Below are 19,199 nucleotides of genomic sequence, written 5' to 3' on the forward strand. Positions count from 1 at the left end.
TTCACCACCACGGGCGGGCGCCTCGGGCGGCCGCGCGCTCACAGCAGCGCAAAGCCCCGTAGCCGCGGACTGCGTCCAGCGGATTACGGGTTTCGCACACCTGAAAGCGTGGGAAATTCTTTTCTGCGCCCTTGAGACGCAATCGGTTTATTATACCCCTGTTTTTCCCGGTTGGCAAGGGCTTTTAATCACGCACTCGTGAGTGCGTGGAAAGATTCTTTGGGAAGGGGCCAGGATTTGGCCCCTTCCCTGAAGATCTTATAGGGAACAAACTGCCAGACAGTCAGAGTGCCCCTTACCAGGAGGCCTTCTTCACGCCGGGGATCTGGCCCTTGTAAGCCAGCTCGCGGAAGCAGATACGGCAGATGCCGTAGTCACGCAGGTAGGCGTGGGGGCGGCCGCACAGCTTGCAGCGGTTGTACTGCCGGGTGGAGAACTTGGGCTCTCTCTGCTGCTTCAGGATCATGGATTTCTTAGCCATAACTTCTCCTCCTCCTTAGCGGGTGGCAAAGGGGGCGCCGACGAGCTTGAGCAGCTCCCGGGCCTCTTCGTCCGTCTGAGCGGTGGTGCACACCACGATGTCCATGCCGCGGATCTTGTCGATCTTGTCGTACTCGATCTCGGGGAAGATCAGTTGCTCCTTGACACCCAGGGCGTAGTTGCCGCGGCCGTCGAAGGAATCGGCGGAGATGCCGCGGAAGTCACGGACGCGGGGCAGGGCCACGTTGAACAGGCGGTCCAGGAACTCCCACATCTTGTTGCCCCGCAGGGTGACCTTGGCGCCGATGGGCATGCCCTCACGCAGCTTGAAGTTGGCCACGGACTTCTTGGCCTTGGTGACCACGGCCTTCTGGCCGGTGATGGCGGTCAGGTCGGACACCACGGCATCCAGCACCTTGGCGTTCTCCCGGGCTTCGCTGCAGCCCACGTTGAGGACGATCTTCTCCAGGCGGGGGATCTGCATGGTGGACTTATAGCCGAACTTCTGCATCAGAGCAGGAGCGACTTCGTCCTGATACAGCTTCTTCAGGTTGGGCGTGTTAGCCATTTCGATTCACTCCTCCTCTCTCAAATCTCGGCGCCGCACTTCTTGCAGACGCAGACCTTCTTGCCGTCCGCCAGCAGCTTGTGGGCGGGGCGGGTGGGCTTATTGCACTTGGGGCAGACGCGCTGCACCTTGCAGGCATAGATGGGGGCTTCCTTCTTCAGGATGCCGCCCTGGTCGCCCTGCTTGCGGGGCTTGGTGTGGCGGGAGACCACGTTGACCTTCTCGACGATGACCTTGCCGGCCTTGGGCTGGACCTCCAGCACCTTGCCCTGCTTGCCCTTGTCCTTGCCGGACAGGACCACGACCACGTCGTCCTTCTTGATGCTCATTTTATTCATCGTTCAAACCCTCCCTTACAGCACTTCGGGAGCCAGGGACAGGATCTTCATGTAATCCTTGTCGCGCAGCTCGCGGGCCACTGGGCCAAAGATACGGGTGCCGCGGGGGTTCTTGTCCTCCTTGATGAGGACGGCGGCGTTGTCGTCGAACCGGACATAAGAGCCGTCCGCGCGGCGCACGCCCTTGGCGGAGCGGACGATGACGGCCTTGACCACCTCGCCCTTCTTGACCTGACCGCCGGGAGCAGCCTTGCGCACGGAAGCCACGACCACATCACCGATGTTGCCGAACTTGCGCTTGGAACCGCCCAGAACGCGGATGGTCTTGATCTCCTTGGCGCCGGTATTGTCGGCGACCTTCAGATAGCTTTCTTCCTGGATCATGCCGGCACCTCCTTATTTCGCCTTCTCGATGATCTCAACCACGCGCCAGCGCTTATCCTTGGACAGGGGGCGGGTCTCCATGACGCGGACGCGGTCACCCACGCCGCACTGGTTGTTCTCATCGTGAGCCTTCAGCTTATAGGTTCTCTTTACGATCTTCTTGTACAGAGGATGGGCCACGCGGTCGGCGATGGCGACCACCACGGTCTTGTCCATCTTGTCCGAAACCACCAGGCCGACTCTGGTCTTGCGGGAAGAAGTTCTGTTTTCCATGTCTTAGTTCCTCCTCTTAGCGGCCGGCGAGCTGCTGCTCGCGGATGATGGTCTTGACCCGGGCGATATCCTTCTTGACCTGAGCGATCCGGATTGGGTTATCCAGCTGGTTGGTGGCGTGCTGGAGGCGCAGGTTGAACAGGTCCTTCTTCAGGTCCACCAGCTTGCTCTCCAGCTCGGCGGCGGACATCTTACGAACTTCATTGGCCTTCATTACGCTTCACCACCCTTCTCGGTCTCTTCACGCTTGACGATCTTGCACTTGACGGGCAGCTTGTGGCTGGCCAGACGCAGAGCCTCGCGGGCGACCTCCTCGGAGACGCCGGCGATCTCGAACATGACGCGGCCGGGCTTGACCACGGCCACCCAGTACTCAGGGGAGCCCTTACCGGAGCCCATGCGGGTCTCGGCAGGCTTCTCAGTGACCGGCTTGTCGGGGAAGATCTTGATCCAGACCTTACCGCCGCGCTTGGTGTAGCGGGTCATGGCGATACGGGCGGCCTCGATCTGGTTGCTGGTGATCCAGCTGGGCTCGATGGCCTGCAGGCCCCACTCGCCGTAAGTGACGGTGTTGCCGCGGCTGGCCTTGCCCTTCATGCGGCCGCGGTGGACACGGCGGTACTTTACGCGCTTAGGCAGCAGCATTACTGAGCGCCTCCTTCCTTCGGAGCATTGGCCTGACCGGCGGGACGGGGGCCACGATTGTTATTGAAACCACCCTGACCGGCGGGACGGGGGCCGCGGTTGAAGCCGCCGCCCTGGCGGTCCCGGTTGAAGCCGCCCTGACGGCGGTCACCGTCGCGGCGGTCCCGGCGGGGACGCTCCCGGCGCTCCTGATAGGGCTTGCTGGTATCCAGGGTGCGGGGGGTGGTGCGCAGGGTCTGAGTCAGGACCTCGCCCTTGTAGATCCACACCTTCACGCCGATGCGGCCGTAGGTGGTGGCGGCCTCCGCGAAGCCGTAGTCGATGTCGGCGCGGAGGGTCTGCAGGGGGATGGTGCCGTCGTGATAGTGCTCGGTGCGGGCGATCTCAGCGCCGCCCAGGCGGCCGGAGCAACAGGTCTTGATGCCGCGGGCGCCGGCGCGCATAGCGCGGCCCATGGCGTTCTTCATGGCGCGGCGGAAGCCGATGCGCTTCTCCAGCTGCTGAGCGATGTTTTCCGCCACCAGCTGGGCGTCCATGTCGGCGTTGCGCACCTCGATGATCTTCAGGTCAACGGGCTTGCCCACCATGGCGGTCAGGCCGGCCTGGATCTTGTTGATCTCCTCGCCGCCCTTGCCGATGACCACGCCGGGCCGGGCGCAGTGCAGATACACGCGGACCTTGGCGTTGTCGCGCTCGATCTCGATCTTGGGGATACCGGCGGAGTACAGGGTCTTCTTCAGGTAGTCCCGGATCTTCTTGTCCTCCACCAGCAGGTCGCCCACCTTTTCGTTGCGGGCATACCAGCGGGAGTCCCAATCCTTGATGACACCCACGCGCAGGCCGTGGGGATTAACTTTCTGTCCCATAGTTCTCCTCCTCCCTTAGCGCTCGCTCACCGCGATGGTAACGTGAGAAGTGCGCTTGTTGATCCGGTACGCACGGCCCTGGGCGCGGGGCATGATGCGCTTGATGATGGGGCCGGGATTGGCGTAGCAGGCGGACACATACAGCTTCTCAGGGTCCATCTGGTGGTTGTTCTCCGCATTGGCGGCGGCGCTCTTCAGCAGCTTGAGCACGGGCTCAGAGGCAGCCTTGGGCGTATTCAGCAGGATGGCGGTGGCGGTGGCCACGTCCTTGCCCCGGATGAGGTCCAGGACGATCTTCACCTTACGGGGAGAGATCCGCAGATATTTCAGGTTGGCTTTTGCTTCCATCTTTTCTCTCCTCCTTACTTACCGGTCTTGCTGCCCGCGTGGCCCTTAAAGGTGCGGGTGGGCACGAACTCGCCCAGCTTGTGGCCCACCATGTCCTCGGTCACATAGACGGGGACATGCTTGCGGCCGTCGTGGACAGCAAAGGTGTGGCCCACGAAAGCGGGGAAGATAGTGGAGGCGCGGCTCCAGGTCTTCAGGACCTTCTTCTCGCCGGTCTGATTCATCTCATCGACCCGCTTCAGCAGCTCAGGGGCGCAAAAGGGGCCTTTCTTGATACTTCTGCTCATCTTTTACTGCCTCCTTACTTCGCGTTGCGGTGCTTGACGATGAACTTCTCAGTGCGGTTCTTCGTCTTGCGGGTCTTGTAGCCCAGGGCGGGCTTGCCCCAGGGGGTGACAGGGCCGGGACGGCCCACCGGGCTCTTGCCCTCGCCGCCGCCGTGGGGGTGGTCGCAGGGGTTCATGACGGAGCCGCGGACAGTGGGCCGCCAGCCCATGTGGCGCTTGCGGCCGGCCTTGCCGATCTGGATGTTGGCCCAGTCGGTGTTGCCCACCTGGCCGATGGTGGCCTTGCAGTTCTCCCGGATATAGCGCACCTCACCGGAGGGGAGGCGGACCTGGGCCATGCCATTCTCCTTGGCCATCAGCTGGGCGGCCACGCCGGCGGCGCGGACCAGCTGGGCACCCTTGCCGGGGTAGAGCTCGATGTTGTGGATCATCTCACCCACGGGGATGTTGGCGATGGGCAGGCAGTTGCCCGGCAGGATGTCGGCGTCGGGGCCGGTCATGATGATGTGGCCGGCCTTCAGGCCGTTGGGGGCCAGGATATAGCGGCGCTCGCCGTCCTCATACTCGATCAGGGCGATGTTGGCGGAGCGGTTGGGGTCATACTGCAGGTTCACCACAGTGGCCTTCCCTTCCTTATCGCGCTTGAAGTCGATGATGCGGTACTTCTGCTTGTTGCCGCCGCCGCGGTGGCGGACCGTGATGCGGCCATAGCTGTTGCGGCCGGCGTGCTTGCTGAGGACCTCAGTCAGGCTGCGCTCGGGCTTGGCCTTCTTATCGATGCCCTCGAAGGCGGACACAGTCATGTGACGGCGGGAGGGCGTTGTGGGCTTATAAGTCTTAATAGCCATTGTTCAATTTCCTCCTTACACCATGCCCTCGAAGAACTCGATGGCCTTGGAATCGGCGGTCAGGGTGACCATGGCCTTCTTCCAGCTGGGGCGGCGGCCGGCGGGCCGGGCACCCATGCGCTTCAGCTTTCCCTGCATGTTCAGGGTGTTGACCTTGGCGACCTTGACGCCGAAGATCTGTTCCACCGCCTTGGCGATCTCGATCTTGTTGGCGGACTTGGCCACCTCGAAGGTGTAGCGCTTCATCTCGGTATCCGCCATGGACTGCTCGGTGATGATGGGGCGCTTGATGATATCATAAGCGGTCATTACGCAAACACCTCCTCGATGATGGCCAGCGCGGCCTTATCGATGACCAGCTGGTTGGCGTTGACGATGTCATAGACGCTCAGGACCTTGGCGGTGGTGGTGACCACGCCGGGGATGTTCCGGGCAGACTTGACCACGATCTCGTCCACCTCAGGGGTGATGACCACGGACTTGCCGGCGCCGATACCGGCGAGGAAGCCGCGCATGGTCTTGGTCTTGATCTCGTCCAGCTTCAGGCCGTCCACCACCTTGATGTCGCCGGAGGCGGCCTTGGCGGACAGGGCGGACTTCAGAGCCAGGCGCTTCACCTTCTTGTTCAGCGCATAGCTGTAAGAGCGGGGCTTGGGGGCGAACACGATGCCGCCGTGGGTCCACTGGGGAGCCCGGGTGGAACCCTGACGAGCGTGGCCGGTGCCCTTCTGGCGCCAGGGCTTCTTGCCGCCGCCGGAGACCTCAGCGCGGGTCAGAGCAGACTGAGTGCCCTGACGGCAGTTGGCCAGGTGGTTCTTGACCACCTCATGGACCACAGCCTGGTTGGGCTCGATGCCGAAGACCGCCTCGGAGAGCTCGATCTCACCGACCTGCTGGCCGGCCATGTTGTACACGTTTGCTTTCGCCATGATTTACACTCTCCTTTCCTTACTTGTTGCGGGCGGAGGCCTTCTGCGGGTTGACACGTGCGGAAGCCTTCTGCGGGTTGTTGCTGATGCCAGCGGCGGGGCCCTTCTTCTCCACGTGAGTCTTGACAGTGCTCTTCACGAACACGATGCCGCCCTTGGGGCCGGGAATGGCGCCGCGGACCGCGATCAGGTTGTACTCGGGGTCCACCTTGACCACGTCCAGGTTCTGGACGGTGACCTGCTCGTCGCCCATCTGGCCAGCGCCGATCTTGCCCTTGAAGATTTTGGACGGGCTGCTGTTGGCGCCCATGGAGCCGGCGTGGCGGACCACAGGGCCGGAGCCGTGGGTCTCCTTCAGGCGGTGGGCGCCGTGGCGCTTGATGACGCCCTGGTAGCCGTGGCCCTTGCTGATGCCGGTCACGTCCACAAAGTCGCCGGCGGCGAAGGTGTCAGCGGTGACTTTGTCGCCCACGTTGTACTTCTCGCTGTCCTTCAGGGCGAACTCCTTCAGCACCTTCTGGAACTCGGTGATGCCAGCCTTCTTCTGGTGGCCGGCCTCGGGCTTGGTGAGCTTGCGCTCGGGGATGGTCTGGAATCCCAGCTGAACGGCCTCATAGCCGTCCTTCTCGGCAGTCTTCTTCTGCACCACGGTGCAGGGGCCGGCCTCGATCACGGTCACGGGGACCGCGTGTCCGGCTTCATCGAAGATCTGGGTCATGCCGATCTTTTTGCCGATGATCGCTTTCTCCATATTGGATTTCCTCCTATATAAAGGTTATTGGTCGGCGTAGTTGGTCACCCCATTGGGCTGGGGGCCATTGCTCCGACGACTTGACCCGTCCGCCTCCATGACGCGGCGGACTGCGGGTTCAACAGGGTTAGGGGAGATCTCAGCGCTTACAGCTTGATCTCGATCTCCACGCCGGCGGGAAGCTCCAGGCTCATCAGGGCCTCCACAGTCTTGGGGGAGGGCTTGATGACGTCGATCAGGCGCTTGTGAGTGCGGCGCTCGAACTGCTCACGGCTGTCCTTGTACTTGTGGACGGCCCGCAGGATGGTGACGACTTCCTTCTTGGTGGGCAGGGGGATGGGGCCGGAGACAGTGGCGCCGGTGCGCTTGGCGGTCTCCACGATCTTCTCAGCGCTCTGGTCGATGAGCTGATGATCATAGGCCTTGAGACGGATGCGGATCATTTCTTTCTGAGCTGCCATGGGTGTTCCTCCTTAACATACATACGAAGTTGACTCTGTCGCGCTTCGTACGGTGAGAGATCTCCGTCCACGCTATCGTGCGTATCACTCCGGGTCATGAAGAAAACCGGCGCATAGACAGGCCGGTTTTATCCCTGCCAGGCGATATACGCCGTGACACGGATCCTCTCAGCCGCCCGATTCTCGGACATACTCCGCGGAAGTTACCTCGTTTCCGAGCAATCTCCCGCATCATCGCAGACTGCGCCCTCACAGGCGCTTTGCTATCATACAACAACACCCCCGTGTGTGTCAAGGGTGTTTTGAAAATTTTTCGGCGGTGTTCCGCCAATTTCCCCGGCTTTTTCCTCCGGCCTCTTTGGGCATCCTGCCAGGGCGGCCCGCCGCCTGCGCTCAGGACTCCCGCACCGTGCCGCTCTGCCCCAGGAGCAGCGCCCCGTCCTCCCGGTACAGGCGGAGGGTGTACGCCGCCCCCTCGTACCAGTCCCCGGACCACCCTCCCTCCGGTGATTCCAGCGGAAACAGCCACACGCCGTCCTCCAGACAGAAGCCCTCCTGGGCGCGGCGGAGGAAGCGCTCACCCCCCGGAAGCGCGGTGTCCACATCCAGCTCCGCCCGGGCCGTCTCCCCTGGGATCTGGAGAAACAGGAGGTTGCAGCCGCTCATCCGCGTCCTTCCGGGCTCCGGGACCCAGGCAATCACACCGTTGATCGGGACCGGAGCCGGCCCCTCCCCCAGGGGAAAGACCCCCAGGACCTGCCGCCCGGGCCGGTCCAAGGTGACAGAATAGACCCGATTCTGGGCAACACCCACCACAAACGGATCGAACACACTCAGATAGGTCCCATCCCGGCTCTCCACACTCCCTATATCTCCGGTATTCCAAAAGCCGCTCTGATATACGATCTCGCTCCGGGGCAGCAGATACTGCCCCTCCAGCTGCCGGAACGCCATCTCCGCTGTGGGCATGGGACAGCCGTACTGCCCCCACACCAGGGCGGCCAGCGCCAGGACCAGCAGCAGGTTCCGGGCAGCCCTTCCCTTGTGCCCCAGCCGGGGGCGGCGCTCCCACAGCGCCCTCCATGCTCCCTTCACGCCCTCTCCTCCTCCAAGTCCACAGTAAAAGTGAATATCGGGCTCCCTGGGCCGTAGTCCAGGCGGACCCACTCCGCCGCCGGGTCCCAGTCCTCCAGATACAGTTCATAGCCGCTGTGGAAGGGCCCGAAGCCCATTTGGCTCATCCCGTTCAGCAGTCCGCCCGTTTCCGGGTCCTCCGGGGAATCCGGCCCCAGGCCGCAGACTGCGCCGGTGCTGTCGGTCACAGTCATCCATTCCTCCCGCAGCCGGCCCCGCTCCCAGAAGCGCCAGGTATCCACCCGGAGATAGCAGTACAGCCCCCGCCGCCCGTCCTCCCGCTGCCACAGGGCGGCCCGGAGCAGTGAGATCTTCTGTCCATTCACTGATGCTGTCAGGCAGGGCTCCAGGGTGAGGATCTGGTCCGGGTCCCCACCGGGCAGATAGCGGATATCGTCGCAGTCCCCCATGACCGCCGTCCCTGGCAGGCCGTCCATGTCCCACCACTCGGAGCGGTGGTCGTCCCCCAGATAGGCGTCATCCCCCCGGAACATACCGATGGCCAGCAGCCACAGGAGGCCCGCCGTGAGCAGCACCCGGCTGGCCTGCCACAAGTACCTCGGCCAGGGCCGGTGGAGCCGGGCCAGCTCCTTTCCGATCTCCTCCGCGTCCCCCATCTGCTCCACCGACTGCCGCTCCGCCTCCTGCCGCCCCAGGTCCGGGAAGATGCGGACCAGGTCCGCCGTCTTGTCCTCCAGGTGGGCCTCCAGCTCAGCCCGCACCGCCTCCCGGTCAGGCCGGGAGCGGATACCTGCCGCCGCCCGGTCCAGCCAGCGCCTTCCCTCTGATGTCTGTACCATCTCGTTCCTCCCCGCTCACTGTCTCCGCGCCAGTTCCTCTTCACTCAGCGCCGTGCTGACCTGGATCTCCTCCACCTCCAGCAGGTCCAGCCCAGGGCCGTACACCCGCAGGGTGCAGGGGACGCCCCAGCTCGTTCTTCTGCTTTTTCCGCCCCTGCATCTCTTCACCGCCTTTTCCGTCTCCCTGGCCCGCTCTGTCAGGCAAATTTCCAGAGCAGCCACAGGCACTCCACTGCCAGCACCACCAGCACCGCCCGGATCAGGAAGCGGGTCAGCTGCCACAGCTCTCCCACCAGCGGGCTGTGGACGCGGGCCAGCTCCTCCCCCAGCTCTTCCGCCGCCCCCATCTCCTCCAGGGCCCGCTGCTCTGCCTCCTCCCGAGTCAGGCCGGGAAAAATACGCATCAGGTCGGTGGCCTTATCCTCCAGATGGTCCAGCAGCTCCCGTTCCACCGCGCCGCAGTCCGGGTGACGAAAGATCTGCTCCGTAGCCCGGTCCAGCCATGCACGCCAAGCCGGTGCGCACTCCGTTCCCCACGATCGTTTCACGCCGCCCTCACCTCCAGATGCTCCCCATGGTCCCTTTGGTCTCAGAAATCAGGACCCCGTTCCGGTCCCAAAGAGTCAGCGTATAAGGCGCACTCGCCAGGGCCGCCTTCCAGGAGGTCTCGGCCCGCTGGTAGGCCAGCTCCTGCCGCCAGTTCAGCTCCGCCTCCTGGAAGCGGAACACCATGACTTCCCCCTCCCGGACGCTGTCCGCTGTTCTCACATCCCCCCCAAGGAGCTCTGCGGTCAGCCGCCCGGATACAGCCCCCTCCGGCAGCTCCAGGGCCATATACTCCAAAGGCGGCCCGCTACCCCCGGGGACCGCTGTCACCGTAAGCCCCTCCGGAATCGGCCCCCGCCAGATGAAAAAACTAGGGGAGCCCTCATACCAGGTCAGCACGCTCAGTCCCGCGGCTGCGCCGCTACGCACCATGACGGCCTGATCCCCCGCTCCGCTCCCGGACACCCTGCCGCGCCAGACCCGCTCCGCCCTGCCGGGGTGCTCTTCCTCCACAGCGCAGCGGGCCTCCCACTCCAGGCGCAACACAGGATACTGAGCCGCCAGCACACACAGGGCAGCCAGCGCCGCCAGGATCAGCAGCTCCAGCGCTAGCCGCTTTTCGCCGGTCATACCGGCGCGCCTCCGGCCTCTCATCCCCTTCACGCCAGAGCGTTGGCTCCGCCGGAGAGCACGTCGGCCACGCCACGGTGGAAGCTGGCCCACTCCGCCTTCTTCTCCGCCAGCAGCTCCCGCCCCTTCCGGGTGAGCCGGTAGTACTTCCGCATCCGGCCGGAGGGGGCCTGCTGCTGATAGCCGCTCAGATACTTCCCCTTCTCCAGCCCGTGGAGGATGGGGTACAGGGTCCCCTCCTGAAACTGAAAGGCGTCGTTGGAGCGGCGGGAGAGCTCCTCGATCATCTGATAGCCATACATGTCCCCGCTCTCCAGCAGAGTCAGCACCAGCAGCGTAGAGCTGCCCGCGATCAGCCCTTTATCGAATTTCATGTTCGCCGTCCTTTCTCCGGCCCCTGCCGGACGATATACCTAGTATCTCTAGGCTCAATATACCAAGATATTCTAGGTATGTCAAGAGGGACGGGGCAGAAAAAAGGCGGCAGGCATGGCCTGCCGCCTTTTTATTGTTCTTCCAGCCACCGCTTCAGGTCCCAAAGGTCCGGGGCGATGTGGACATGGGGCCACTCCCGGAAGGCAGAGGCCGGCGTGGTGCCATTGAGCACCGCGGCGAACTCTGTCCCTGCATTTTGGGCCGCCCCCGCATCCAGCACCGTGTCTCCACAGAACAAAGTCTCCTCCGGCCCCGCCCCCAGTCGGGACATGGCAGCCAGCAGCCCCTCCGGGTCCGGCTTATGCCGCTTCACCCGGTCGCTGCCGATGATCAGGTCCAGCTCCCCCAGCACCCCCCGGTTCTCCAGGATGGCCTCCAGGGTATCACTGCGCTTGGTGCTCACGATCCCCAGCCTGATCCCCCGGGCCTTCAGCTCCCGGAGCAGCTCCGGGGCACCTGGAAACAGAGTGGTCTCCCGGCGCTGGCGCTCCATGGACGCCTCCAGGAACAGGGGACGGAAGGCCGCCCGGTGCTCCGGGTCCCGATCCCCTGTAAGCAGGGTGTAGGCATCCTCCAGCAGATAGCCCACCGTCCTTCTCACTGTCTCCCGGTCGGGGACCGGCCACCCCAGGCGGGTGAATCCATACTGGAATCCCGCCACGATGGAGTCGGTGGAGTCCCCCAGGGTATAGTCAAAATCGAAACAGATGGCCCGATATTTCATGCACATGCTCCCCTCAGCCGTTTTTTCTATCTTACCACAGCCCTCCAGGGGCCGCAATCCTCAGTCATACAGGTTGCGCAGAAATGCTTCCGCCCCATAGCGCAGGCAGCGCTGGAGCCTCCGCTCCCCCCGCTTGATGTTCCGGGACACCGTGGACTTGTCCACCCCCAGCCGCTCCCCGATCTCCCGCATGTTCAGCCCCTGGGCATAATACAGGGTGAGCACCTCCCGCTGCCTGGGCGTGACGTCCTCCTTCAGGGCCCGGATCAGGTTGCGCTTGAGCCGGCTGAGCTCGGCGCTGTTGTCCGCAGCCATCTGCCGGGTGTACACCGCCATATCCGCGGCGTACAGCTTGCCCCGCCTATATCGTGTATTTGACATTTCTCCGGTACCCCCTGTCGTAGTAGCGCTCACAGAGCACTGCCAGTTCCCGGGCCTCCCGCAGCATGGTGGACAGCACCCTGATCCGCTCGGCCAGCATGCATCGCTCCCCCTCGTCCATGGTGTGCTCCCAGGCATCCCGCAGTTGGACGATGCGGAAGTCCAGCGCCCGGGCATGGTCCCGGTACTCCACCGAAAGCTCCAACAAGGTCATCTCACGCACTCCTCCTCTTCCCTCTTTGCGGCGCAGGCGGCGCACAGCAGTCCTCCGTCCGCCCAGACCAGCTGGTCACAGCGGTACTGCTCCCCGCCGCACCTCGGGCATACCAGCACAGGCCGCGCCTGCTGGATGTCCCGCAACGGCGGGTACGGCCCCCGGCTCCGCCGGACTATTTGGATCTTCTCCTCTGTTTGGTAAATTTTTTCTCTCTCCTCTCAAAATAATACTTGACAAAAGCCGAGACGTCTGTTATAGTATCCCTTGCTGTTGGACAGCCGTCTTGACAAGTGCTGGTGTAGCTCAGCCGGTAGAGCAGCTGATTTGTAATCAGCAGGTCGGGGGTTCGAATCCGTCCACCAGCTCCACAATTTCATATGGAGGAGTTCCCGAGTGGCCAAAGGGGGCAGACTGTAAATCTGTTGCGTTTCGCTTCGGTGGTTCGAATCCACCCTCCTCCACCACGTGGCCGCAAAGTTCGCTTTGCGGCCATGTTTTTTATCCTCAGGACAAAAAACATGCCGTCCGCCGCCTCTCTGTGATTCTATTTGACCCTCACCTCCCATCGATCCTGCTCTTTTTTTGACCCTAAAAGTGCTTATTTTCAAGCCTTTTAGGGTTTTCTGTTTCCACCAGCCCGAAGCGGCCGGAAATGGATGTCAAATGATATGAGCAAGCCGTCCCCCACACTCCTTTCGGTCCAGCAGCCCCCTTTACGGGCGGAACGGCGGCCCTGCCGGTCCGGGACCGCAAGGCCGCCTGTCTTCGGATGCTTTTTTACTCCCTTCTGTATAGAACATATGTTCTAATTTTAGTCATAGAATACTCCCTTTTCCTTCCCCTGTCAACCCTGTTGGACATCTCTTCCTGTCGGAGTTTTCTCCCTGGTCCCGAAATAAGGGACCGCGCCGGCAGAAGGGGGGCGCTCCCGCCTCTCGGCAGGCGCAAAAAGCCCGGGCACATCCAAAACAGGAGTGCCCGGGCTTCTTTTTATCTCATTCAGACGGGGGAGGTCTTTAGAAATACTTCTTGATTCCCTCGGGGGCCAGGGAGGCGTCGTCACTGATGGTGATGGTGAACTTGATGCCATGTTTCTCGCCAAAGGCGTTCAGCCAATCCAGGAACTTCTCGGTCTCGTTGTCGCAGGGGCCGGGAACGATCTTGCACAGGCTGTCGATGAAGATATGGGTGATGTCATAATTGCCAGCGTACAGACCGCTGACAAAGCCCTTCAGGGTGGCATAGCTGTCGATATCGTAGCTGCTGGCCTCCACCAGACGGATCTGATAGTGGATGTCATAAGTCAGCTTGGAGCCCCGCTCGATGCAGACGACATTGCCGTGCTCGGTCTGGACGGCGTTGTTGATCATGTCGATCATCTGCTTGGTCTTGCCGGAGCCCTTCTTACCCATGATTACTCTAATCATGTTACTCACTCCTTACGATGTTAAACGTGGGAAGCTGGTCCCTTCCTTGCTATCACTTTACCATATCGAACCGTTTTTTTCAACCGGATTCTTTGTGAATTTTTTGGGATCTGTCCAGGGAGGGCTCAAAGCCGGGACTCCAGCTTCTGCTTCATCTCCTCATAGCCTGGCTTGCCCAGCAGAGCGAACATGTTCTTCTTATATGCCTCCACGCCGGGCTGGTCAAAGGGATTGACCCCCAGCAGGTAGCCGGACAGGCCGCACACATACTCGAAGAAATAGATCAGGTAACCCACCGAGCTCTCGCTGATCTGGGGCATCCGGATCAGGATGTTGGGCACGCCGCCGTCCACATGGGCCAGGATGGTCCCCCGCAGGGCCTGCTCCGCCACAAAGGACAGGGGCTTGCCGGACAGGAAGTTCAGCCCGTCCACATTCTCCGGGTCGTCCGGGATAAGGAAGGTGCCCTTGGGCTCGAAGCGGACCACAGTCTCGAACATCAGGCGCTGGCCCTGCTGGATGTACTGGCCCATGGAGTGCAGGTCAGCAGTGAACTCCACGCTGGCCGGAAACAGGCCCTTGCCCTCCTTGCCCTCGCTCTCGCCGTAGAGCTGCTTCCACCACTCCGCGAAGAAGCGGAAGCTGGGCTCATAGCAGGCCAGCAGCTCCACCGACTTGCCGCTCTCATACAGGGCGTGCCGGGCGGCGGCATACTGCCAGGCAGGGTTGTCCATTCCTGGGATGGACAGCTCCTTCATGGCCCGGGCCGCGCCCTCCATCAGGGCGGCGATATCGATCCCCGCCGCGGCGATGGGCAGCAGCCCTACTGCGGTGAGCACGGAGTAGCGGCCGCCCACGGCGTCAGGCACCACGAAGGTCTCGTACCCCTCCTGGTCCGCCAGGCCCTTCAGTGCCCCTCTGGCCCGGTCGGTGGTGGCGTAGATCCGCTCTCTGGCTCCCTCCTTGCCGTACTTCTGCTCCAGCATCCCCTTGAAGATCCGGAAAGCCACCGCAGGCTCGGTTGTGGTCCCTGATTTAGAGATCACGTTCACCGAGAAGTCCCGGTCTCCGATGAGGGCGATCAGCTCCAGCAGCGCGTCGGTGGACAGTCCGTTGCCCGTAAAGTAGATGTCGGGGGTGTCCTTCACCTTCAGGTTATAGTTGGGGGAGGACAGCAGCTCGATGACCGCCCGGGCACCCAGGTAGGAGCCGCCGATGCCCACCACCACCAGGACCTGGGACTGCCTTTTGATGCGCTCCGCCGCCGCCTGGATGCGGGCGAACTCCTCCCGGTCGTACTGCTCCGGCAGGGCCACCCAGCCGGTGAAATCGCCCCCGGGGCCGTTGCCGGCGGCCAGCATGTCGGCCGCTTTCTTCAGGCCGGTCTGACGGGAGACCGCGTAGCCCTGGGGCAGAAATCCGGCCAGCTGAGACAGATCAAGCTTTAACATAGAAATCCTCCTCACAGGTATCAAGATCTATGCTTTCAGTGTAACACATCTTTTTGCTTTTTTCACGAAAAATTTGGAAATTTTCGCATTTCCCTTTTTCATATTTTTCTCCGGAAATCGAGAAAAAACACTTGACATTCCACCCAGCGGCATATATAATAGTCCATGCTGTTCGGACGATTAGCTCAGCTGGTAGAGCATCCGCTTGACGTGCGGGAGGTCACAGGTTCAAGTCCTGTATCGTCCACCATTTAAAACTTGATATTGGTCGTGGGGGTATAGCTCAGCTGGGAGAGCGCTTGAATGGCATTCAAGAGGTCAGCGGTTCGATCCCGCTTATCTCCACCAAAACAGAGACCGACTTGTTTTCACAAGTCGGTCTCTGTTTGTTACCGGACCTCATACACACAAGCTCCATCTACGTTTTTCCCGCTGAACGACATGCTCTGGCAGCGCCCTCCAGCCACATCCTCATAGAGAAACACCCCCTCATGGGCCTGGGGATATCTGGAGAAGCTGTCCAGCATGATCTCCCGGAGGCTGTATTTCCCGGGCGCCAGGCCAGCCAGGATGCTCGGCATGGTTTGATCCCACTCTTTTCGGTTCATGGCTATATGACCTCCTTTTTGAGTAAAGAAACCGTCTTGGTCTAATTTCATTATAGAGATTTTCTTTTACTTTGTCAACGGTTGTTTTTAAATATTTTCTTTTATTGACATTTTATTTGGGCTGTACTATAATGTAATCAAAGCCATGATGACCCAAAATTTTTTGAACGAGGGGGCAGCTGGATAATGAACGGCGAGACACTTTCCACCCGCTTTGCGTACCACTATGACCTGACTTTGAGCCTGGCTCTCCCGGGTCCGGAATTTTCCGCTGAGGACCGGCGCACTCTGGAGAACGGGATCAATTCCTATAATGAAAGATCCATCTACATGAACAACCCCAAACATATCAGTCTGCTGGAAATGGGAAAGAACCACATCAAGATCAGGCTCTCCTCCACCCAGATGCTGACCACCCCGGGCCGCGGCCTGCGGGCGCTGACTGCCATCCTGGTCAAAACCCCCTCCTTCGAAGGCCGCGTCACACCAGGAGGCCAGCTCTTCCGCGTACTCCACACGGAGCGCCCCGATGACCGCGGCGGTGCCCCGGAGGCAACCGCGATATCAGACGCGGAGCTGGTGAAGGCGCTGGTGGACTATCTGCTGGAACGGAAAGACGGGTCGGCCGCCAGCAGAAAGAAAAAGGCCGCGGTGGAGGCGATGAAGCGGCTGGCCATAGACGCCGCCATGATCTGCCCGCCGCCGAAACAGAGTGAACAGTAAGGCCTTTGGTGCAAGGAGGTACACTGGTTTGAAAAGACAGGAAGCTATCCGGGTCCTGACTGGCCGCCTCAGATCTTCCCGTGTTAGGCACAGCGCAGGCTTTGACAGCGGTCAGATGCAGATCACCATGGGATTCAACGCGGTGTATGCCCCGGATCACCGCATCGAGTCCTGTATCTGGTTCTACGAGGACACAATGGAGGCAAGGTGCTACTACTCCTCCCTGGGTGCAGAACTATGCCGGAAAAGCAGACATATCGACGCTCTTCTCCGCCTTCTGAATTTTATCAATGCCCGGGTCTTTCCATCCTGCCGCGGCAGCGGATATATGCTGTACAGCCCGCACATCCTCTACACACCGCGGATCTATCTGACAGCTGACGGCTGCTTTGACATTACGATCACCACCATCATCCCCTATGACTTCTTCGGCCTTGCTCCGCTGGAGACATTGGACTATATCACGATATGCTGCCCGGAACTGCTGGATCGGCTGGCTCTCCCGATCTACTGCGTGCTGCTGGGCAAAGAGACCGCGGATGGTGCCATCTCACACATCGAAAGGGAGTTCCTGAAAACGTAATGTCCTGCAGAAGAGAGTCAGAGCAGCATGCTGCGGCTCATATTTGTGACCGACGCCACCGCAGCGGGAAGGCTCTGGTCCATCCGGCAGAATCACCCCGAAAGCGAATCTGACGTGCTCAATGTGTATCACTGTCAGCAGCGCGTCTATGAGGAGATATATGTCAAGGAGCAGGTCTCCCTGGAGGGGGACGAGTGCAGCTTTCCATCTGCGCCAACCGCCGTTCCAGCTGGAGCCGGGCGCTGCGCCCCTATGGATCCGCTTTACCGGTCAAGGGTCTGAATCATAAAAAGGAGTCTCTGTCATGAAATCTTTTACCTATACCATCGTCGATCCTGTAGGCATTCACGCCCGTCCCGCCGGCCTGCTGGTCAAGACAGCCAAGGCCTTCTCCGGTACCGAGATCTCCGTCACCAAGGGTGACAAGACCGTCAAGAGCACCCAGCTGATGAAGCTGATGGGCCTGGGGGTCAAGGGAGGCGACACCGTCACCGTCACCGCCGAGGGGCCGGACGAGGACAGCGCCATCTCCGCCATGGAACAGCTTTTTAAGGAGAATCTATAAGCGAGCCCCGTGCCCACGGTCCGTTTGACACGGGGCTTTTTGAAAAGAGGGAACGACATGAAGATTTTGCAGGGGCAAGGGGTTTCCAAAGGTGTAGAGCACGGCCCCATCTATTTTTGCCGCCGCAGCCAGACGCTCATTCAGCCCGACAAAGCCGACGACCCCCGGTTCCAGGGGGAGCGGCTGGACCGGGCCATGGAGCAGACGGCCCAGCAGCTGGGACAGATGGCCGAACTGGCCCGGGCGCAGGCGGGGGACAGTGCCGCCCAGCTGTTTGAGACCCACGCCATGTTTTTAGATGACGAGGACTATACCGGTGCCATGGAGGAGCTGCTGGCCGAGGGGTACTGCGCCGAGTACGCCGTGGACCAGGCCGGGGAGCAGTTTTCCGCCATGCTGGCGGCCATGGACGACCCCTATATGCAGGCCCGCGCCGGCGACGTCAAGGACGTCACCGGGCGCATTTTGAACAACCTGATGGGCGTGGTGGAGGGGGGCATCGACTCCCAGGTGCCGGTGATCCTGGCCGCCGCCGACCTGGCCCCCTCCGAGACCATCCAGCTGGACAAGAGCAAGATCCTGGCCATCGCCACCCAGGGCGGCTCCGGGAACAGCCACACCGCCATCCTGGCCCGCACTATGGGCATCCCCGCGGTCTGCGGCCTGGGGGCCAGCTTTAACGAGAGCTACCACGGCAAACAGGCCTACATCGTGGGGGAGACCGGCCAGGTGATCTTCGACCCGGACCAGGAGACCCTCCAGAGCCTGAAGGCCCGCCAGGCGCAGCAGGCCCAGCGCCGGGCGCTGATGCGCAGCATGGCGGGCAGAGAGGATGTGACTCTGGATGGCCGGAAAATCAAGCTCTGCTGCAACATCGGCTCTCTGGAGGACGTGGATGCGGTGCTGGCCAATGACGGCCAGGGCATCGGCCTGTTTCGCTCGGAGTTCCTCTATCTGGCCGCCGGCGGCTGCCCCTCCGAGGAGGACCAGTTCCAGGCCTACAAGCGAGTGGCCTTGGCCATGAAGGGCAAGCGGGTCATCGTGCGCACCTTGGACATCGGGGCGGATAAGCAGGCGGGCCGTTTCCATCTGAACAGGGAGGAGAACCCAGCCCTGGGCCTGCGGGCCATCCGCATCTGTCTCAACCATCCCGAGGTGTTCCGCACCCAGCTGCGGGCGCTGTACCGGGCCAGCGCCTGCGGTAAGATCGCCATCATGTTCCCCATGATCGCCAGCGTGTGGGAGGTGAAGGAGTGCCGCCGGGCCTGCCAGCGGGTGATGGATGAGCTCACCGCCGAAGGGATCCCCTTCAACCCGGACACCGAGATCGGCATCATGATTGAGACTCCCGCCGCCGTGTTCATGGCGCCTGAGCTGGCCCGGCTGGTGGACTTCTTTTCCGTGGGCACCAACGACCTGACTCAGTACACGCTGGCCTGTGACCGACATCGCAGCGACCTGGGCAAGTTTTTCGATCCTCACCACCCCGCAGTGCTCCGGGCTCTGAAAATGGCCGCCGACGCCGCCCACGAGGCGGGCATCTGGATCGGGATCTGCGGGGAGCTGGGGGCCGACCCGGATCTGCTGCCCACCTTCCTGGCCATCGGCATCGACGAGCTCAGCGTCGCCCCCTCCGCCGTGCTCCCCCTGCGCGCCGCCCTGCGCAAGAGCATCGCAAACCGCTGCACCCTCGACCTGCTGATGTCCTGAGCCGAGCCAGGCCCGCTCCCATCCGGACAAAAGGACCGGGGGGGGGGGGGGGGGGGGGGGGGGGGGGGGGGGGGGGGGGGGGGGGGG

At 62.0% G+C, this 19,199-nt stretch carries 34 protein-coding genes and 4 tRNA genes; 10 read left to right on the forward strand and 28 right to left on the reverse strand.

Going from position 1 to position 19,199, the window contains the following annotated elements:
* Positions 1-202 (forward strand): hypothetical protein (locus tag NE584_RS16580; RefSeq protein ID WP_256183296.1); only part of this gene is annotated, 202 nt, incomplete at its 5' end.
* A gap of 93 nt (positions 203-295) precedes the next feature.
* On the opposite strand, the gene NE584_RS16585 is transcribed toward NE584_RS16580, so the two are convergent.
* The 25 genes from NE584_RS16585 to NE584_RS16705 all read right to left on the reverse strand — a co-directional run bounded on the left by NE584_RS16585 (position 296) and on the right by NE584_RS16705 (position 12,161).
* Positions 296-481: a type Z 30S ribosomal protein S14 gene (locus tag NE584_RS16585; protein ID WP_050623210.1), complete on the reverse strand. Its 186-nt coding sequence runs from the start codon at positions 479-481 to the stop codon at positions 296-298.
* Between the two features lie 15 nt (positions 482-496).
* Positions 497-1,048, reverse strand: coding sequence for a 50S ribosomal protein L5 (rplE, locus tag NE584_RS16590; RefSeq protein ID WP_108980321.1), 552 nt, complete (start codon positions 1,046-1,048; stop codon positions 497-499).
* A gap of 20 nt (positions 1,049-1,068) precedes the next feature.
* On the reverse strand, positions 1,069-1,386 hold the full coding sequence (gene rplX / locus NE584_RS16595) for a 50S ribosomal protein L24 (protein ID WP_108980320.1): 318 nt from the start codon (positions 1,384-1,386) through the stop codon (positions 1,069-1,071).
* A 15-nt stretch (positions 1,387-1,401) separates the two neighbouring features.
* Positions 1,402-1,770, reverse strand: a complete 369-nt coding sequence (gene rplN, locus NE584_RS16600; RefSeq protein WP_050623208.1) for a 50S ribosomal protein L14 — start codon at positions 1,768-1,770, stop codon at positions 1,402-1,404.
* A gap of 12 nt (positions 1,771-1,782) precedes the next feature.
* Positions 1,783-2,043 carry a 30S ribosomal protein S17 gene (gene rpsQ, locus NE584_RS16605; RefSeq protein ID WP_050623207.1) on the reverse strand — a complete coding sequence of 87 codons (261 nt, stop codon included), beginning with the start codon at positions 2,041-2,043 and terminating at the stop codon, positions 1,783-1,785.
* Positions 2,044-2,059: 16 nt separating this feature from the next.
* Positions 2,060-2,257 (reverse strand): 50S ribosomal protein L29, encoded by a 198-nt coding sequence (gene rpmC / locus NE584_RS16610; RefSeq protein ID WP_050623206.1) that lies wholly within the window; start codon positions 2,255-2,257, stop codon positions 2,060-2,062.
* Positions 2,257-2,688, reverse strand: coding sequence for a 50S ribosomal protein L16 (rplP, locus tag NE584_RS16615; RefSeq protein ID WP_050623205.1), 432 nt, complete (start codon positions 2,686-2,688; stop codon positions 2,257-2,259). Before rplP ends, rpmC begins: the two co-directional genes overlap by 1 nt.
* On the reverse strand, positions 2,688-3,554 hold the full coding sequence (rpsC, locus tag NE584_RS16620; protein ID WP_256183297.1) for a 30S ribosomal protein S3: 867 nt from the start codon (positions 3,552-3,554) through the stop codon (positions 2,688-2,690). Before rpsC ends, rplP begins: the two co-directional genes overlap by 1 nt.
* 15 nt (positions 3,555-3,569) lie before the next feature.
* Positions 3,570-3,902, reverse strand: coding sequence for a 50S ribosomal protein L22 (rplV, locus tag NE584_RS16625; RefSeq protein WP_050623203.1), 333 nt, complete (start codon positions 3,900-3,902; stop codon positions 3,570-3,572).
* Between the two features lie 14 nt (positions 3,903-3,916).
* Positions 3,917-4,189: a 30S ribosomal protein S19 gene (gene rpsS / locus NE584_RS16630; RefSeq protein WP_050623202.1), complete on the reverse strand. Its 273-nt coding sequence runs from the start codon at positions 4,187-4,189 to the stop codon at positions 3,917-3,919.
* 14 nt (positions 4,190-4,203) lie between these two features.
* On the reverse strand, positions 4,204-5,037 hold the full coding sequence (gene rplB / locus NE584_RS16635; protein ID WP_050623201.1) for a 50S ribosomal protein L2: 834 nt from the start codon (positions 5,035-5,037) through the stop codon (positions 4,204-4,206).
* Between the two features lie 15 nt (positions 5,038-5,052).
* The gene (gene rplW / locus NE584_RS16640; RefSeq protein WP_050623200.1) at positions 5,053-5,346 is read right to left on the reverse strand and encodes a 50S ribosomal protein L23; all 294 of its coding nucleotides are present in this window, start codon (positions 5,344-5,346) and stop codon (positions 5,053-5,055) included.
* Positions 5,346-5,966: a 50S ribosomal protein L4 gene (gene rplD, locus NE584_RS16645; RefSeq protein ID WP_050623199.1), complete on the reverse strand. Its 621-nt coding sequence runs from the start codon at positions 5,964-5,966 to the stop codon at positions 5,346-5,348. Before rplD ends, rplW begins: the two co-directional genes overlap by 1 nt.
* Positions 5,967-5,985: 19 nt before the next feature.
* A complete protein-coding gene (gene rplC / locus NE584_RS16650) occupies positions 5,986-6,717 on the reverse strand; it encodes a 50S ribosomal protein L3 (protein WP_050623198.1) in 732 nt (243 codons plus the stop codon).
* 146 nt (positions 6,718-6,863) lie between these two features.
* Positions 6,864-7,178: a 30S ribosomal protein S10 gene (rpsJ, locus tag NE584_RS16655; protein WP_050623197.1), complete on the reverse strand. Its 315-nt coding sequence runs from the start codon at positions 7,176-7,178 to the stop codon at positions 6,864-6,866.
* A 393-nt stretch (positions 7,179-7,571) separates the two neighbouring features.
* Positions 7,572-8,273 (reverse strand): hypothetical protein, encoded by a 702-nt coding sequence (locus NE584_RS16660; protein ID WP_256183298.1) that lies wholly within the window; start codon positions 8,271-8,273, stop codon positions 7,572-7,574.
* Complete coding sequence (locus tag NE584_RS16665; protein WP_256183299.1) at positions 8,270-9,112, reverse strand: permease prefix domain 1-containing protein; 843 nt, start codon at positions 9,110-9,112, stop codon at positions 8,270-8,272. The genes NE584_RS16660 and NE584_RS16665 overlap by 4 nt, the downstream gene beginning before the upstream one ends.
* A 15-nt stretch (positions 9,113-9,127) precedes the next feature.
* The gene (locus NE584_RS16670) at positions 9,128-9,334 is read right to left on the reverse strand and encodes a hypothetical protein (protein ID WP_256183300.1); all 207 of its coding nucleotides are present in this window, start codon (positions 9,332-9,334) and stop codon (positions 9,128-9,130) included.
* Entirely contained in the window at positions 9,310-9,660 is a 351-nt protein-coding gene (locus tag NE584_RS16675) for a permease prefix domain 1-containing protein (protein WP_256183301.1), read from the reverse strand. Before NE584_RS16675 ends, NE584_RS16670 begins: the two co-directional genes overlap by 25 nt.
* 7 nt (positions 9,661-9,667) lie before the next feature.
* Positions 9,668-10,288 (reverse strand): hypothetical protein, encoded by a 621-nt coding sequence (locus tag NE584_RS16680; RefSeq protein ID WP_256183302.1) that lies wholly within the window; start codon positions 10,286-10,288, stop codon positions 9,668-9,670.
* 29 nt (positions 10,289-10,317) lie between these two features.
* Entirely contained in the window at positions 10,318-10,662 is a 345-nt protein-coding gene (locus tag NE584_RS16685; RefSeq protein ID WP_050623191.1) for a PadR family transcriptional regulator, read from the reverse strand.
* 131 nt (positions 10,663-10,793) lie between these two features.
* Entirely contained in the window at positions 10,794-11,447 is a 654-nt protein-coding gene (locus NE584_RS16690; RefSeq protein ID WP_256183303.1) for an HAD family hydrolase, read from the reverse strand.
* A gap of 60 nt (positions 11,448-11,507) precedes the next feature.
* A complete protein-coding gene (locus NE584_RS16695) occupies positions 11,508-11,828 on the reverse strand; it encodes a sigma-70 family RNA polymerase sigma factor (protein WP_077138691.1) in 321 nt (106 codons plus the stop codon).
* A complete protein-coding gene (locus tag NE584_RS16700; protein ID WP_050623188.1) occupies positions 11,809-12,042 on the reverse strand; it encodes a hypothetical protein in 234 nt (77 codons plus the stop codon). The genes NE584_RS16695 and NE584_RS16700 overlap by 20 nt, the downstream gene beginning before the upstream one ends.
* Positions 12,039-12,161, reverse strand: a complete 123-nt coding sequence (locus tag NE584_RS16705; protein ID WP_256183304.1) for a hypothetical protein — start codon at positions 12,159-12,161, stop codon at positions 12,039-12,041. The genes NE584_RS16700 and NE584_RS16705 overlap by 4 nt, the downstream gene beginning before the upstream one ends.
* Positions 12,162-12,337: 176 nt before the next feature.
* Between NE584_RS16705 and NE584_RS16710 the strand changes: the two genes are divergently transcribed.
* Positions 12,338-12,413, forward strand: a tRNA-Thr gene (locus NE584_RS16710).
* A gap of 11 nt (positions 12,414-12,424) precedes the next feature.
* Positions 12,425-12,509: transfer RNA gene (locus tag NE584_RS16715), tRNA-Tyr, on the forward strand.
* A gap of 552 nt (positions 12,510-13,061) precedes the next feature.
* Here the strand turns inward: NE584_RS16715 and NE584_RS16720 are convergent.
* Positions 13,062-13,472 carry a hypothetical protein gene (locus NE584_RS16720; protein ID WP_050623187.1) on the reverse strand — a complete coding sequence of 137 codons (411 nt, stop codon included), beginning with the start codon at positions 13,470-13,472 and terminating at the stop codon, positions 13,062-13,064.
* A gap of 125 nt (positions 13,473-13,597) precedes the next feature.
* Positions 13,598-14,923 (reverse strand): glucose-6-phosphate isomerase, encoded by a 1,326-nt coding sequence (locus tag NE584_RS16725; RefSeq protein WP_256183305.1) that lies wholly within the window; start codon positions 14,921-14,923, stop codon positions 13,598-13,600.
* Between the two features lie 174 nt (positions 14,924-15,097).
* On the opposite strand from NE584_RS16725, the gene NE584_RS16730 reads away from it, so the two are divergent.
* Positions 15,098-15,173, forward strand: a tRNA-Val gene (locus tag NE584_RS16730).
* 22 nt (positions 15,174-15,195) lie between these two features.
* Positions 15,196-15,271, forward strand: a tRNA-Ala gene (locus NE584_RS16735).
* Positions 15,272-15,312: 41 nt separating this feature from the next.
* Here the strand turns inward: NE584_RS16735 and NE584_RS16740 are convergent.
* Positions 15,313-15,531 carry a hypothetical protein gene (locus tag NE584_RS16740; RefSeq protein ID WP_256183307.1) on the reverse strand — a complete coding sequence of 73 codons (219 nt, stop codon included), beginning with the start codon at positions 15,529-15,531 and terminating at the stop codon, positions 15,313-15,315.
* A 186-nt stretch (positions 15,532-15,717) separates the two neighbouring features.
* Between NE584_RS16740 and NE584_RS16745 the strand changes: the two genes are divergently transcribed.
* Genes NE584_RS16745 through ptsP form a run of 5 tightly spaced genes read left to right on the forward strand, consistent with a single transcriptional unit; the run spans position 15,718 to position 19,112 of the window.
* On the forward strand, positions 15,718-16,254 hold the full coding sequence (locus NE584_RS16745) for a hypothetical protein (protein ID WP_256183308.1): 537 nt from the start codon (positions 15,718-15,720) through the stop codon (positions 16,252-16,254).
* Between the two features lie 28 nt (positions 16,255-16,282).
* Positions 16,283-16,837 (forward strand): hypothetical protein, encoded by a 555-nt coding sequence (locus NE584_RS16750; protein ID WP_108980312.1) that lies wholly within the window; start codon positions 16,283-16,285, stop codon positions 16,835-16,837.
* Between the two features lie 27 nt (positions 16,838-16,864).
* Positions 16,865-17,119 (forward strand): hypothetical protein, encoded by a 255-nt coding sequence (locus NE584_RS16755; RefSeq protein ID WP_256183309.1) that lies wholly within the window; start codon positions 16,865-16,867, stop codon positions 17,117-17,119.
* Positions 17,120-17,141: 22 nt separating this feature from the next.
* A complete protein-coding gene (locus NE584_RS16760) occupies positions 17,142-17,402 on the forward strand; it encodes an HPr family phosphocarrier protein (protein WP_050623182.1) in 261 nt (86 codons plus the stop codon).
* A gap of 57 nt (positions 17,403-17,459) precedes the next feature.
* A complete protein-coding gene (ptsP, locus tag NE584_RS16765; RefSeq protein ID WP_256183310.1) occupies positions 17,460-19,112 on the forward strand; it encodes a phosphoenolpyruvate--protein phosphotransferase in 1,653 nt (550 codons plus the stop codon).
* Positions 19,113-19,199: the final 87 nt, after the last annotated feature.

The organism is Clostridium sp. DFI.5.61 (assembly GCF_024462915.1).
Classification (GTDB): domain Bacteria; phylum Bacillota; class Clostridia; order Oscillospirales; family Oscillospiraceae; genus Lawsonibacter; species Lawsonibacter asaccharolyticus.